This window comes from Thermomonospora echinospora (genome assembly GCF_900108175.1).
GTDB lineage: Bacteria > Actinomycetota > Actinomycetes > Streptosporangiales > Streptosporangiaceae > Thermomonospora > Thermomonospora echinospora.
Window position 1 is genome coordinate 40,663 of the sequence record NZ_FNVO01000018.1, and the last position, 14,735, is coordinate 55,397.

The 14,735-nt window shown below is 70.4% G+C and carries 9 protein-coding genes; 3 read left to right on the forward strand and 6 right to left on the reverse strand.

Going from position 1 to position 14,735, the window contains the following annotated elements; genetic code table 11:
* Nucleotides 1-64 precede the first annotated feature (64 nt).
* The 5 genes from C4U03_RS30020 to C4U03_RS30040 form a co-directional block, all read right to left on the reverse strand.
* A complete protein-coding gene (locus tag C4U03_RS30020; protein ID WP_103942528.1) occupies nt 65-3,271 on the reverse strand; it encodes an alpha-L-rhamnosidase in 3,207 nt (1,068 codons plus the stop codon).
* Between the two features lie 295 nt (nt 3,272-3,566).
* Complete coding sequence (locus tag C4U03_RS30025) at nt 3,567-4,829, reverse strand: ABC transporter substrate-binding protein (protein ID WP_103942530.1); 1,263 nt, start codon at nt 4,827-4,829, stop codon at nt 3,567-3,569.
* Nucleotides 4,830-4,893: 64 nt separating this feature from the next.
* On the reverse strand, nt 4,894-7,671 hold the full coding sequence (locus C4U03_RS30030; RefSeq protein WP_103942532.1) for an alpha-L-rhamnosidase: 2,778 nt from the start codon (nt 7,669-7,671) through the stop codon (nt 4,894-4,896).
* A complete protein-coding gene (locus C4U03_RS30035; RefSeq protein ID WP_103942534.1) occupies nt 7,668-8,489 on the reverse strand; it encodes a carbohydrate ABC transporter permease in 822 nt (273 codons plus the stop codon). Before C4U03_RS30035 ends, C4U03_RS30030 begins: the two co-directional genes overlap by 4 nt.
* A complete protein-coding gene (locus C4U03_RS30040; RefSeq protein WP_235018241.1) occupies nt 8,486-9,352 on the reverse strand; it encodes a carbohydrate ABC transporter permease in 867 nt (288 codons plus the stop codon). The genes C4U03_RS30035 and C4U03_RS30040 overlap by 4 nt, the downstream gene beginning before the upstream one ends.
* Nucleotides 9,353-9,616: 264 nt before the next feature.
* Between C4U03_RS30040 and C4U03_RS30045 the strand changes: the two genes are divergently transcribed.
* Nucleotides 9,617-10,516 carry an AraC family transcriptional regulator gene (locus tag C4U03_RS30045; protein ID WP_103942538.1) on the forward strand — a complete coding sequence of 300 codons (900 nt, stop codon included), beginning with the start codon at nt 9,617-9,619 and terminating at the stop codon, nt 10,514-10,516.
* 191 nt (nt 10,517-10,707) lie between these two features.
* Here C4U03_RS30045 and C4U03_RS30050 read toward each other — a convergent pair whose 3' ends face one another.
* Nucleotides 10,708-12,906: a glycoside hydrolase family 3 protein gene (locus C4U03_RS30050; RefSeq protein WP_103942540.1), complete on the reverse strand. Its 2,199-nt coding sequence runs from the start codon at nt 12,904-12,906 to the stop codon at nt 10,708-10,710.
* Between the two features lie 240 nt (nt 12,907-13,146).
* Between C4U03_RS30050 and C4U03_RS30055 the strand changes: the two genes are divergently transcribed.
* The gene (locus tag C4U03_RS30055) at nt 13,147-13,854 is read left to right on the forward strand and encodes a sulfotransferase family protein (protein WP_160147138.1); all 708 of its coding nucleotides are present in this window, start codon (nt 13,147-13,149) and stop codon (nt 13,852-13,854) included.
* A 74-nt stretch (nt 13,855-13,928) separates the two neighbouring features.
* Nucleotides 13,929-14,711, forward strand: coding sequence for a thioesterase family protein (locus C4U03_RS30060; RefSeq protein ID WP_103942542.1), 783 nt, complete (start codon nt 13,929-13,931; stop codon nt 14,709-14,711).
* The last annotated feature ends 24 nt before the right edge of the window (nt 14,712-14,735 follow it).

The window sequence follows — 14,735 nt, forward strand, 5'->3', positions numbered from 1 at the left end:
CACGCACGGGCGCGCCCGTGTCCTGTCGCGGCAGGTCGCCGGTCCCTTCGGACGGCGATCACGGCTACTTCTTCGTTGCCGTGAAGGTGAACTCTCCCGAGGGCACCGAGTAGACGGAGTACCCGGCTTCGTTGCGCAGGAAGGTCGCCCTGGCCGGCTTCAGGACGGTCTTGCCTCCGTCGGTGGGGACCCGGACTTCGGCGGTGGTGTTGGCGGGGACCGTGATCTTCAGTTCGAAGCTGCGGTCGGTCTTGGTCCACGAGCTGCGCGCGGTGCCCTGGGGCGTCTGGTAGCCGCCCTGGACGTAGCGCAGGTCGCCTACGGGCTTGGGCTGGAAGACCAGCTTGTTGTAGGCGGTGGAGCCGTCGGCCGCGCGGATGCCGGCCAGGTGCGACTGGAACCACTCCTCGATCTGGGCGAGGATCATGTGGTTCTTGGAGTCGCCCCGGGTCCAGCGCTCCCCGATCGTGGTCATCCCGCCGGGGTTGGCGGTGGTGGACTCCATGAAGTACCCGTAGCTGGGCTGGTCGTTCTCCTGGAGGACATCCCACAGCACGTCGTCGCGGCCGCCTTCGGCCAGGGCCCGGACGGTGGGCGCCATGCCGATGGTGCCGCCGCTGAAGTGCGGGCCGTCACCGTTGGGGTGGAAGGCGTAGACGAGTTCGACGAGGGCGTCCAGGACCCCCTTGCGCTTGTCGTCGGGCACCAGTCCGGCGTCGAGGGCCAGCGCCTGGGCGGTCTGGGTGGCCCCCGCGGTCCCGGCGTTCCCGGTGGCGGTGTAGCGGCCGAGCGACTCGTTGAAGAACGCCTTGTTGAAGGCCTGCTTGATGTCCGAGGCGAGCTGCCAGTACTTCTGGGCGTCCGCGGTGTGGCCCGTCAGCTCGGCCATCCGGGCCATCTTGCTGATCATGACGTAGTAGCCCCAGGTGCCGGTGATCCGGCCCGAGGTCTGGTCGGCGGCCACCCAGTCGGCCAGGGCGGCGTCGACGATGTGCTCGTTGGCGCCGGTGCCGACCTTCTCGCGCTGGATGTACTCGATGTACTTGACCATCTGGTCGTAGTACTTCGTCATCGTCTGGGTGTCGCCGTACAGCTCGTACAGGAAGGACGGCACCAGGACGATCGCGTTGCCCCAGTTGATCTCGTCGCCGAAGCGGCCGGAGTACCCCCAGTCGTACACGGGGGTCTTCAGCGCCACGTTCCCGGCCATGGGGGTGTCCGCGAGGGACTGGCCCTCCACGAGGTGCCGCATGGTGGTACGCATGTAGGCGGCGAGCTCGAAGTTCCGGTGGATGGCGCCCATGGGCATGGTGTAGTCGGCCGGGTAGGAGAGCTTCTCGCGGCCGGGGCAGTCGGTGAAGACCGACATGATGTTGCCGGCGATGGAGTAGTACGACATCTTGTGGATGCGGTTGATGCGCGCGTTCGAGCTGGTGAACTCGCTGGCGGCGGGGGTGTCGGCCTGCAGGCGGACCCCGGTGACGAGCTTGCGGGTCGGCTTGTACCCGTCCGGCAGCCCGGTGACCTGGACCCACTGCATGCCGAAGTAGTTGAAGTCCGGGTGCCAGGACTCGCCCCGCGAGGCGCCATAGGCGGTGTAGGTGTTGAAGAGGTCGACTCCGCGCGAACCGCCGCCGCCCATGAGGGAGGCCTGGTTCACGGTTCCGTCGGCGTTCAGGGACTCGGCCGGGGCCACCTTGACCGTCGTGCCGGCGGGCACCTCGTCCAGGTTGAGCTTCGGCCAGCCCACGATGTTCTGGCCGAAGTCGAACACCCACGTGCCGGGAGCCGGGTTGGTCACCGAGACCGGCGTCAGCTCCTCCTTCACCACGACCGGTTCGGCGGTCCGGGCCACCAGCTTGGTCGCGAGGTTGGGCGGCGGGGCGATGCCCGCGCTGGTCCACTCCATGCGGGAGCCGTCCCGGCGCTTGGCGGACGGGCTCAGGTCCGAGCCGGGCTCGTCCCATCCCGGCTGCTCACGGCGTGCGTCGTAGTCCGATCCCGAGTACCAGGCGTCGGTGACCAGGGGACCCAGGGCGGCCCGCCACGAGCGGTCGGTGACGATGGCCTGGGTGCTGCCGTCCCGGTAGGTGATCTCCATGCGGCCGATGAACCGCGGGGTCACCGCCGCTCCGGCGGAGGCGTCGCTGGCGGCGATGTTGTTGCCCGAGCCGGTGACCTTGGCGCCGGCCGCGTGCGCGCCCGACAGGCCCGGAGTGAAGGTGATGCCGGTCCCGTCGGCTCCGGCCGTGCCGATCGCCGTGATCCGGCGGGATTCCAGCCGGTCGCCGCCCCCGCCGGTGTCGATGTTGATCGTGCCGCCGACGTGGTAGCCGCTCACGTTGTCGAGCTTGACCGTGGTCGCTCCGGCGGCGGCGTCCGCCGCCAGGACCCCGTTGCCCTTGAGCTGGCTCTGCCACCAGGAGTAGGGCGACGTCCGCCCCACCGCGGGATTCGTCACGCTGCGGCGTACGTACGCGGGCCCGTTGCCCAGCTCCACGCCGACGGTGTTGCCGCCCTTCCGCAGGACGTCGGTGACGTCGTAGGTGCGGTACTCACTGGAGAGCTGGTAGTTGGAGTTGCCGGGTGCCAGCACCTCGTCGGTCAGTTCCTTGCCGTTGACCGTGGCGTGGTGGAGCCCGACGCCGGACAGGTACAGCCGTGCGTCGGCGACCTTCTTGCCGCGCGGCACGTCGAACTGACGGGCGAAGATGGGCATGGGCTGGTTCTCGGTGCGGTCCGGGTAGTCGATCCACCGGGCGCTTCCCCAGTCGCCCTGCTGGAGCAGACCCATCGACCAGGTGGCCGGCTCCGACCACTCGGAGGGCCGCCGGTCGGCGTCCCAGACCCGTACCCGCCAGGCGACCGTGGCCCGAGACCCCAGGGTCCTGCCGAAGGTCACGCGCTGCTGGGAACCGTTGACCCGGCCCGTCTCCCAGATCAGGTCGCCGGCCTTCAGCCGCTGTACGGTATCGGCCGCCTGGACCTCGTAGGCGGTCTGCTTGTCGGCCGGGCAGGCGATCTTGGCGCCCGGCCGGTGGCAGGCATGCGACCTGGCGCGCCGGGTCTCGGCCATCTGCCAGCTCAAGGTCGGACGGGGGTTGTCCAGACCTTCCGGGGAGTCGTAGCGCCCGTCCACGCCGAGGTGCACCACCTCGACGTAGCCCGCTCCGCCGGGAGCGGCGTAGGCGCTCGCGGAGAGCGGGACGACCAGGGCCAGAGCCAGGCCCGTGGCCGTCAAAGCGCGTCTTGCGCGCTTGTTGGATGACATGGGTACTCCTTGTTCGTCATGATCGTGAGGGCACCTCACGGAGCGCCGGCCGTCTCGGGTGCGGTGGTCGAGGACCGGGCTGGTCCGCGTGGCTGCGGTCGGCAACCGTGTCGCCTCCGTTGCTCCGCGCGGCGGGTGGGCGCGGCGGTCCTCTGGGGAACGACATGGGCCGTCCGGTGGCCCGTGGGGGACCGGCGGTGCTGGCGCCCGCTCGGGCCTGCGGAGGAGCGAGGGTGATCGGGGCAGCCGTCACCCTGCCTCGGCGCGTGCGCCGAGGCCGATGGGCAGACACCTCTTACTCGCCCTGGTAGGCCTCGTCCATCTGGCGAAGGACGGTGTCCGGGTCGGCTTTGCCGGCGAACAGGTTCTGGACGCCGGTGAAGTGGGTCTGCTGGACCTTGGGGTTGGGCCACAGCTGGTCCATGAAGTGGACGGTCTTGCCGGCCTTCTGGAAGTCGACCAGGGGCTGGAGGGCGGGGTCGTGCTTGAACTGGTCGTTGGGGATGCTCGGCAGGTTGCCGGTGGCCCCGGCGTAGGCGTTCATGGCCTCAGGGGTGGCCAGGAAGTCGATGAACTTCGAGGCCAGCTCGGGGTTCTTGGCCTTGGCGTTCAGGGCGAAGGCTCCACCGGCCGCGCCGGGCATGCGGGTCTCGTCGGAGTCGTCGGTGGCGGGTACGGGAAACAGGCCGAATCCGGTGCCCTGGGGAGCCTGGGACTTGACCTGGTTGAGGGTGGAGGTGACCTGGATGGCCGCCACCGCGTCACCCTTGGCGAGCTGGGCCACCGAGGTCTCGAAGGAGGTGCCGAGAGGGTCCTTGGAGAAACAGCCGCGCTCGTTCATCTCCAGGTACTTGGTCAGGGCGGTCTTCCACCCGGAGCCCGCGAACGTGGCCGCGCCGGCCTTCATCCGCTGGTCGAAGCTCTGGTCGGAGGCGTACACCGTGGTGGGGACGAGCGCGTAGTTCACCAGCTGGGTGACCCAGTCGGTCTGGTTGCCCAGGGCGAAGGCGACCTTGCCCTTGGCCTTGGCGGTGTCGCAGAAGGCCAGCAACTGGCTCCAGGTGGTCGGGGGCTTGGCCCCGATCTCGTTCATGGCCTGCTGGTTGTAGAGACCGCCGATGCCCACGAACGTCATCGGCACGATGTAGGTCTTGCCGGCGACCTGGGTCACCGGCTTGATGCCCGCGGGGATCCGGGCCGTCCAGGAGCGGCCGGACAGGTCGGCGAGATAACCGGTGGGGGCCAGCACCTCGATCGCGGCGGGGTTGCCGTTGCCGGGCCAGGCGAAGAACACGTCCGGGGCCGTGCCCGAGGACAGCTGCGTGCGCAGGGTGCCCTGGTACTGGTCGGTGTCGGAATAGGAGGTCGTCAACTTCACGCCGGGGTTCTTGGCCTGGAACGCCTTCAGGACGGCCTCTGTGCCGGCCCGGTCGGTGGCCACGGCGGTGATGCGCAGGGTGTCCGAGCCGCCGGAGGCGTTGGTGCCGCTGCTGCACGCGCCTGCGGCGAGGGTGACGCCCGCGACCATGACGGCCGTGAGCCGGTGGGTGCGACGCATGGGGTTCCTCCTCGGGGAGGGAGTGGGGCGGTGGGTGGCGATCGAGGTGCCGGGGTGGGCTTCTTCAGTGCTGCGGGGGTGGGGTGATGAAGTGGTAGGTGCCGGAGGCCAGGTCAACGACGAGTTCTCCGGGAAGCCTGTCGATGACCTCGATTTCGGCTCGGCCCGGCAGCTCCGCTCGGCCTTCGCGGACGCCGGCCGGGTCTGCTGTGGGGATGTGCAGGGTGGCGACGGCTCCAGGGGGCACCGTCACCTCGATGTGGAGTTCCTCCGGCTGGGCTTCGGGCTGGAGTGACCATCCGCAGGCGGCGGCGCCCAGGGGTGTTTCCTGCCGGGCGCTGGCCCAGGTGAGCCTGCCGCCGATCCGGGGGCGCAGCAGCAGGTGCCGGTAGGCGACGGAGCCGGGGCGCTGGTCGATGCCGGCGACGCCGCCGTACAGCCATTCGCCGACGGAGCCGAGGCTGTAGTGGTTGAAGGAGTTCATGGCCGGAGACTGGAAGCCGCGTTCCCCGGTCCAGCCGTCCCAGCGCTCCCAGATGGTGGTGGCGCCGTGCCGGATCGAATGACCCCAGGACGGATAGGTGTCCTGGTGCAGCAGCGCGTAGGCCAGGTCGGCGTGGCCGTGTTCGGCGAGCACCGGGCACAGCAGCGACACTCCGACGAAGCCAGTGGTGAGGTGCCGGTCGCGGGCCTCGATGTCGGCGGCCAGGTGCCGGACGGCGGCGGGCACCAGCCGTTCGGGCATCAGGTCGAACGCCAGCGCGAGCAGGTAGCCGGTCTGGGTGCCGCCGACGATGCGGCCCTCATCCCCGGCCGCATCTCCGTCGGCGCCCGTACCGGTGTTCACGAACGCGTCCACGAACGTGTCGCGGACGGCTGCGTGCAGGGCGCCGTAGCGTTTGGTGTCGGCGTGTTCGCCGAGCACCTCGGCGGCCTGCGCCACGATCTGGGCGCTGCGCGCGAAGTAGGCGGTGGCCAGCAGGTCCCGAGGGGTCTGCGCGTCCACCTGGAGCCAGTCGCCGTAGTGGTTGCCGACATGGTGACGCCACACCAGGTCGGGGTTGTGGCGGTGGATGTGGTCGACCCAGGCCGCCATCGCCGGGTAGGAACGTTCCAAGGCACGTCGGTCGCCGTAGACCCGGTACAGGTGCCAGGGGATGATGACGCCTCCGTCGCCCCACGCCGGTGCGCCCTCACGGGGCACGCACAGCTTCGGCGCCACGTCGGGGAACGCGCCGTCGGCGTCTTGGGCGTCCACGACGTCGCGCATCCAGCGGGCGAAGAACGCCCTGACGTCGGCGTTGCGGCAGGCGGTCGGTAGGAACACCTGGGCGTCGGCCAGCCAGCCGAGCCGCTCGTCGCGCTGCGGGCAGTCGGTGGGGATGGACACGAAGTTGCCGCGCTGGCTCCACCGGATGTTGGACTGCAGCCGCGTCACGGTCTCGTCCGAGCAGGCGAACTCCCCCGTCCACGGGGTGTCGCTGTGCAGCACCCGGCCGACGACGTCCTCGGCGCGCAGGTCGCCGGGGTAGCCGGTGACCTCCACGTAGCGGAAGCCGTGAAAGGTGAAGCGGGGCTCGAAGACCTCGACGGGGTCACCGGCGGCGACGTAGAAGTCGGTGGCCTCGGCGGTGCGCAGATTGTCGAGGTACAGCTCCTCGTCCTGGAGCATCTCGGCGTGCCGCAGCCGTATCCGCTGCCCGCGTTCGGCGCCGCGGATCGTCAGCCTGACGCGCCCGACCATGTTCTGGCCGAGGTCGACGATGTGATGGCCGCCGGGACGGCGGACCACGGAACGGGCGGGCAGGTCCTCGGTCACCCGCACCGGCTGGTCGGGAGCGGCCCGCAGGACGCCGGTGGCGCGGTCGAGCACGACGGCCGCGTGCCAGCCGGTGTCGTCGTAGCCGGGGGCGTCCCAGCCCGGCAGGTCGTCGCGGGCATCGACGTACTCGCCCATCAGCAGGTCGGCGTACCGGATCGCGCCGGAGCGCTCCCGCCAGTTCTCGTCGGTGCGGATCCAGCGCTGCGAGCCGTCGGCGAACTCCAGCAGGACCTGGACGATCACCTGCGGGGCGTCGCCGTAGTGCAGGGCCTGGCGCCGGGAGTCGAAGCCGACGAAGCCGCTCCACCAGCCGTCGGCCAGCACGACCCCCAGCACGTTCTCGCCGGCTTCGAGCAGGTCCCCGACGTCGTAGGTCTGGTACAGCACGCGCCGGTGGTACTCGGTCCATCCCGGCGCCAGCTCGGCGTCACCGACCCGGCGGCCGTTCAGCCGCAGCTCGTAGACACCCCGGGCACTGGCGTAGACCCGGGCCCGCACCGGCCGCAGGTCGCCCAGGTCGAACGAACGCCGCAGGTGGGAGCAGGGCAACAGGTGGCGGGTGCGCTCGGTGCGGTCCTCGTCGTCCGGCGGGTCCATCACGGCCGGGGCCTGCGTGTCACGGCCGATCCAGACGGCGCGCCACTCGTCGGCGTGCAGGAGGCCGGTCTCGAACCAGGAGTCCGCCCGCCCGGCCGGTGCGCCGTCGGCGTCCCACACCTGGACCCGCCAGTGGTAGCGGGTGGTGGAGTGCAACGCCGGCCCGTCGAAGGGGACGAGTACGCCGTCGGCCGCCGTACGGCGGCCGGTGTCCCACAGCAGCCGTTGCGGGTCGTCCAGGTCGCCGGGGCTGAGCGCCATGGTGAGCCGATAGGCGGTCTGCGTGTCGCCACGGCGTGCCGACCGCAGTTTCCATGACAGGCGGGGCGACGGCTCGTCCAGGCCGAGCGGGGTCGGGAGCATTTCGCAGGTGAGCCCGTAGGGCGTCAGGCCGTCCTCGGGGTTCGGCACAGCGGCGGTCATCCTTTCAGTCCTCCGGCGAAGCCCTTGATGATGTGGCGCTGCATGAGGAAATAGCCGACAAGGATCGGCAGCATCGCGATGACCAGCCCGGCGAACACAAGGTTCCACTGGGAGACGAACTGGCCGATGAATCCGTAGATGGCCACCGGAATGGTCTGCTGGTCACTTCCGGACAGATACAGGAACGGAGTGAGGAAGTCGTTCCAGACGAGGATGGCGTTCAGGATGACGACGGTCCCGGTGACCGGCCGCAGCAGCGGGAAGACGACCCGCCAGAACACCTGCACCGGACCCGCCCCGTCGATGAGCGCCGCCTCCTCGTACTCACGCGGAACGGCTCGCAGGAATCCCACGTAGAGGAACGTCGCGAACGGCACCTGCAGGCCGCTGTAGAACAGCACGAGCGACCACAGGGTGCCCAGCAGCCCCAGATCCCGGATGGTCTGGTAAAGCGGCAGCAGGGCAAGCTGGAACGGCAGGAGAAGGCCCAGCATGACCAGCAGGAATGCCCAGCGGGACCAGCGGGCGGTGATCCTGGCCAGCGGATAGGCGGCCATCGCCGAGACGATCACGATGACGGCCACGCTCAGCACCGTCACCACGACGCTGTTGACGATGGCGCCCGCCAGGCCGGCCTCCCGCCAGGCGTCGGCGTAGTTGCGCAGCGTCGGCGACGTGGTCGGCGCGATCACCGAGGACCCGTCCCTGGGGTCCCGCAGCGACAGGTTGACCAGGACGTACAGGGGGAACGCGACCACCGCGGCGACCGCGATCATGATGATCTCGCGGAGCAGGGTGCGCGGGCCGTAGCGATTCACCGGGCCGCCTCCCCGCCGCGGTGCAGCAGCCGGTACTGGCCGCCGGAGATGACCGCGACGAAGACCGTCAGCACGATCGCCAGCGCCACGCTGTAGGCGTACTCGTCGAGTTGGAAGGCGTTCTTGTAGATGAGCGTGGACAGGGTCTCGGTCGCGGTCCCCGGGCCGCCTTGGGTCATCACCCAGACCTGGTCGAACAGTTTCAGCCCACCGATGACCGACAGCATCAGGTTGATCGTCGTGGCGGGCGCCAGCAACGGCAGCACGACGTGCCGGAACCGCTGCCATCCGCTCGCGCCGTCGACCGCGGCGGCCTCGTAGACCTCCTGCGGGATCCCCTGCAACCCGGCCAGGAAGATGACCATCGAATAACCGGCGAACTGCCAGACGACGACGCCCGCCACGCTGCACAGCGCCAGCGTCGGGTCGCCGAGCCAGTTCTGCTGCCAGGAGTCCGGGCCGACGGCGGCGATGAGGCCGTTCAAGGCGCCTTCGGGGGCCAGCATGTACTTCCACAGCGCGGCGGTGACGACGGGCGTCATCACCGCTGGGGCGAAAAGCAGGACCCGCAGCACGTTCCGGCTCTTGATGCGGCTGTGCACGCCCAGGGCCAGCAGCAGCCCGACGGCGTTCTGGACGACGGTGACGGCCGCCGCGATGACGAGCGTCTGCCGGAGCGCCCCCCGGGCCGCCGGGTCCTCCAGCATCTGGCGGAAATTCGCCAGGCCGATGAAGTGCCGGGTGGGGTTGAGCCCGTCCCAGTCGGTGAACGCGAACGTCGCCCCCTGGACGCTGGGCAGCAGCACCACGAAGGAGTACAGGGCCAGTGCCGGGACCAGGAACCAGGCGTACGCCCGCCTCACTCGCCGCCGTCGTCCCGAGGCCGCGACGGCCGGGCCGGCCGCATCGGCCTCGGCCCCAAGCCGGCCGGGCCCGGTCGGCCGCGTCACCTCCCCCACGGGCCCTCGCACCATCTGCGCCCTCCCTCGCCCCCTGTGTCGGCTGTGTTGCCGCCAGGTGAACCGCACGGCGGTCTAGGCAGGGATACTGCGCTGCCGGTGACCGGCCCGGATAGCCCGAAATAGGCCAGCACTAGCACGATGTTCGCCTCGCGCTAGGGTGCGGTCATGAACGGACTCCCTGTCGACGAGGTCAAGGGCCTGGCGTACATCACTGACGGGTCACTGGCCTATGCCGGGCACCACCTCCACGAGGAGGGTCACCCCGTTCACACCCACAGCTTCGTCGAGATCGCCGTCGTGACCGACGGCCAGGGCGTGCACAGATCGCTCACGGGACGCAGGAAACTAGAGGTCGGAGATGTCATCCTGCTACGCCCCGGGGTCTGGCACGGCTACGAGGAGTGCCGGGGGCTGGATCTGTACAACTGCTGTTTCAACGCCGGGCTACTCCAGCGCGAACTGGCCTGGACGCGGGAGGACCCGCTGCTGGGATACCTGCTTTGGACCGGTCCCAACTCCATGCGGCGCCGCGGAATACTGACCACGAAACTGGACGCACAAGCGCTCAAAGAGGCCATGATTCACTTGGACGCCCTGGCCTGGCTGCGGCATCGGCCGATGGACCGGCACCGCGCGGACACCATCGGACGGCTCTCACTGTTCCTGGGCCACCTCGCCAGGGCCGTCGCCGCCGACCGCGGCGACATCCCCGGCAGAGAGGGCCCGACGCATCCGGCCGTCCTGGAGGCCATGCACCTGCTGGAGACACGGCTCGCCCACAAATGGACCCTCAGTGAACTCGCCGACGAACTCCATCTGACCCCCCGCTATCTCATCCGCCTGTTCAAGGAGGCCACCGGGCTGCCGCCGATGACCTATCTCGCCCAGCACCGGGTGGAGAAGGCCGCCTCCCTGCTGTTGCACACCGACCAGCCCATCACCCAAATCGGCCAGGCCGTCGGCTGGGCCGACCAGAACTACTTCGCCCGCCGTTTCAAAGCCCATTACGGACTCACCGCCACCACCTATCGGCAGCGATTCACGCACTCTTCGATCCAGATGTGACGCCCCCGCACTCGTACCGCGCCGCCAGACCGAGGAGCACCGGCGACCGCCGGTCTGCCCACTGGTCGCGGCGGGTGCGCTGTGGTGCCTGACCACGGTCGGCGCGGGCACATCGTTCTGGTCGGCGGCCCGGCGGCCGGTCCTGCCAGGAGGCCGCCGTGGACGCCTGGGCGTCCACGGCGGCGTGCGGGTCAGCCGCCGACCCTGGCCAGCAGCCTGAGGGCGGTGGCGCGGTCGCCGGTCAGGAGAGCGTGGTCGGCGCCGGCGATGAGTTCGGCCCAGTTCGCCGGTGCGCGGCCCCGGACCACCGCGGCCTGGGCCTTGTCCAAGGCCCGGGACTCGGCGTTGTCCAGGGGCCGGGACGCGGCGTTACCGCTGCGGGGGTGGGTGCGCAGGCCCCAGCCGAAGGGGTACAGGGGCCGGTAGTGGGCGTCGCCGATGTTGATGGGGACCTGATCGGCGGTGGCCGGCCAGGACACCGGCAGACGGCCGGTGAAGGGACGCCTGCCGAACAGGACGTCGGCGACGCCGGCGCCTTCGCTTCCGGGCAGCCAGGAGGCGACGAGCGCGTCGATCCGGCCGTGCGGGTCGGCGACGATCTGCGGCCGCCCGGAGACGACCAGCACGACGCACCTGTCCACCGCGGCGCAGACCTTGTCGACGGTGGCCTGGTCGGCGGGCTGCAGGGTGAGGGACTTCTCCTCCTGCTGCGGAACGCTGCACCAGCCGCATTCCGGCCCGCCGACGTCCCCGTAGCCCTCGGCGTAGGGGGTCTCGCCGACGACCACGACGCCGACGTCCGACCTCTTGATGGGCGCGGAGGCGTCCTCGCTGTAGGTGATCTTCGCCTTGGGCGCGACCTGGCGGATGCCCTCCAGGATCGTGGTGCCGGGGATGATGTCGCCCGACTCGCCCTGCCAGGTCATCGTCCAGCCGCCGGCCTGGTTGCCGATGTCGTCGGCGTTGCGGCCGGCCACGTACACCGAGGACTTGCCGCCGAGCGGCAGCGTGCCGCCGCGGTTCTTCAGCAGCACCTGTGACGTGGCGACGGCCTCGCGGGCCAGCGTCCGATGGCCGGCACTGCCGACCCGGTCGATGTCGTCCAGACCCGCGTACGGGTTCTCGAAGAGCCCGAGCCGGAACTTGGCGGTGAGGATGCGCCGGACGGCGTCATCGACGCGCGCCCGCGAGACCCGTCCCGCCTCGACCTCGGCGAGCAGCAGTTCCTGGAACTGCGGGGCGCTGTTGGGCTCCATGAACATGTCGATGCCGGCGTTCACGCCCGTGCGGACCTTGTGGGCGGTGAGCCCGGTGTTGCCCGGCTCGGCGGGATCGGGGATCTGGTGGATGCCCTCCCAGTCGGAGATGACGAAGCCGTCGAAGCCCAGCCGGCCCTTGAGCACGCCGGTCAGCAGGTCGTGGTTGGCGTGCATCTTGATCGGGTCGCCGATGCCGTCCTCGGTCCAGTCGACGCTGGAGAAGGACGGCATGACGCTGCCGACGTCGTGGCCCTTCAGGGCGGGCAGGTAGGGCGCGACGTGCGTCCGGTAGAAGCCGGACTGGCCGGTCACCGTGACGCCCTGGTCGATCGGGTACCGCTGCTCCCACCAGGGCTTGCCCTCGTTGGCCTCGGCGATGGCGGTGTCGTAGGCGGTGCCGCCGTCACCGGCGAAGTGCTTGGCGGTGGCCAGGACCCGGTCGTCGCGGTCGAGCCGCCCGCCGCGACCCTGCAACCCGTCGATGACGGTGGACATGTTCGAGGCCAGGGCCGGGTCTTCACCGAAGCTCTCGTAGCTGCGGCCCCATCGCTCGTCGAGGGACACGCACAGGCAGGGGGCGAAGTTCCAGGGGACGCCGGTCGCGCGCACCTCCGCGGCGGTGGCCTGGCCGATCTTCTCCGCCAGCCGCGGGTCACGGGTGGCGCCCAGCCCGACGTTGTGCGGGAAGACCGTGGCCCCGTACACGTTGTTGTGCCCGTGCACGGCGTCGACACCGTAGATCAGCGGGATCTTCAGCCGGGTCCGCAGTGCCTCGGCCTGGAAGGTGTTGATCATCTTCACCCAGCCGGCGGGCGTGTTGTCCGCCGGGACCGACCCGCCTCCCGACAGCAGCGAGCCCAGTCGCTGAGCGGCCACCTGCGTGGGATCGTCGGCGACCGCGGCCCGCTCGGCCTGGGTCATCTGGCCGATCTTCTCTTGCAGGGTCATCCGGCCGAGCAGGTCGCTCACCCTGCGTTCGATCGGCGCCCCGGGGTCGAGGTAGACCGGCGCCGTGGCCGCGGCGGACGGCACCGTCACCACCACGGCGAGCGGCCCGGCCAGGGCGGCCGTGACCGCCATCGCCGTGGCGGCCGTGCGACGTCTGGCTCGGGAGACTTTCCAGATGCCCATGAGGCGATCTCCTTGGGGCGGGGGTTGGTGCACCGTCCTGACATCTCGACCGCGGTAACTGGAAGAAAACCTTGCAATGAGGGACGTGTCAATGAGTTGCAGGCGCTTCTTTCACGGCTTAGTACAAGCCGTGGCGATGCCCAGTGGCCGGGGAGCGGGCACCGGCCGCATGCCGGCGTGTGGGCGGGCATGAAGGGAGGACCGTCATCCGGCCCGGGGTGACGCAGGGGGGTGGGGAGCTTGTTGAAGGTCATCGGCGCGGGGTTTCCGCGGACGGGGACGATGTCGATGAAGGCGGCGCTGGAGCGGCTGGGTTTCGGGCCCTGCTATCACATGGTCGAGGTCCTCGCGCATCCCGATCACGTCGATCGCTGGCTGTCGGTCGGCACCGGCGCGTCCGCGGACTGGGACCGGGTGCTGGAGGGTTACGCGTCCTCCCAGGACTGGCCCTCCAGTTACTTCTGGCGTGAGCTGTCGGAGGCCTATCCGGAGGCCAAGGTCGTCCTCACCGTTCGCGATCCGCACCACTGGTACCTCAGCTTCCGCATGCTGATCTCACGGCGTCCCGGCGGGATCCCGCCCGAGCAGGCGCCCGAGGCCGTACGACCGGTCCTGGTCGCGATGCAGCGGATGCGCCCGATGCTGGACCGGATGGGGCAGGACGTCTTCGGCGCGGGCTGGCACATGGGGCAGGACATGCCCGACGAGGACCGGGCGGTGAAGGCCTACCACCGGCATGTCGCGACGGTCCGCGAGAGCCTTCCGGAAGACCGGCTGCTGGTGTTCGACGTGCGCCGGGGCTGGGATCCGCTGTGCGGCTTCCTCGGCGTCGAGCCACCCACCGGCGAGCCGTTCCCCCACCTCAACGACTCCGCGTCGTTACAGCGCATGTTCGACCGGATGATGACCGAAGGCCGCCTCTCCTTCCCGTTCGAGGCCGATCACTAGGCAGGGCGCCGTCCCCGGGGCCTCTGTCCGCTCGAAGCCTCCCCCCGGATCCCCGCCTGCTCGAAGATTGGCCCATGAGCGATATGCCCGAAGCCTTCTATCTGCCCCTCGGCGAGGGCCGGTACGAGCCGACCCGCGCGACCGAGAGCCCCTGGGACTCCGGCGCCCAGCACGGCGGGCCGCCCACGGCGCTGCTGGCGCACGTGATCGACGGCACGGCCGGCGCCGACATGCGCCTGGCCCGGGTCTCGGTGGACTTCCTCGGGCCCATCCCCCGGCACGAGGTGCGCGTCGAGGTGTCTCCGGTGCGGCCGGGCCGGCTGATCTCCCTGTCCGAGGCGCGGATGATCGCCGGTGACCGTACGGTGGTGGTCGCGCGTGCCTGGCACATCGCGACCGGCCCGCCGCCGCCGGTCACCGGGGAGCGCCTCCGGCCGCCAGCGCTGTCGGAGCCCGGGACCGGGCCGCTCCGCCCCGACCTGGCCGGGTGGGGCTATGGCCGGGCCATCGAGTGGCGGTACACCCACGGTGGCCACGGCACCCTCGGTCCCGCGGGGGTGTGGACGCGGGTACGCATCCCCCTGATCGCAGGCGAGAAGATCACCGGCCTGGCCCGGACGCTGATCGTCGCCGACTCGGCCAACGGGCTGTCCGCCGTGCTGCCGATGCAGGAGTGGCTGTCCATCCCGCCGACCATGACCGCCACCCTGGCGCGCGTGCCCGCGGGCGAGTGGGTGCACATGGCCGCCCGCACCCGCCTGTCCGACGACGGCCTCGGCATCGCGCACGCCACCCTCTGCGACCCCGACGACCACCTCGGCGAGGTCACCCAGCCCCTGCTGGTCCGCAAACGCTGAGCGGTGATCGCGAGTACGGCCGAT

Bases quoted from the DNA above. Each gene is read 5' to 3' on its own strand.
- C4U03_RS30030 (WP_103942532.1), bottom strand. From the start codon at position 7,671: ATGACCGCCGCTGTGCCGAACCCCGAGGACGGCCTGACGCCCTACGGG.
- C4U03_RS30020 (WP_103942528.1), bottom strand. From the start codon at position 3,271: ATGTCATCCAACAAGCGCGCAAGACGCGCTTTGACGGCCACGGGCCTG.
- C4U03_RS30050 (WP_103942540.1), bottom strand. From the start codon at position 12,906: ATGGGCATCTGGAAAGTCTCCCGAGCCAGACGTCGCACGGCCGCCACG.
- C4U03_RS30025 (WP_103942530.1), bottom strand. From the start codon at position 4,829: ATGCGTCGCACCCACCGGCTCACGGCCGTCATGGTCGCGGGCGTCACC.
- C4U03_RS30060 (WP_103942542.1), top strand. From the start codon at position 13,929: ATGAGCGATATGCCCGAAGCCTTCTATCTGCCCCTCGGCGAGGGCCGG.
- C4U03_RS30045 (WP_103942538.1), top strand. From the start codon at position 9,617: ATGAACGGACTCCCTGTCGACGAGGTCAAGGGCCTGGCGTACATCACT.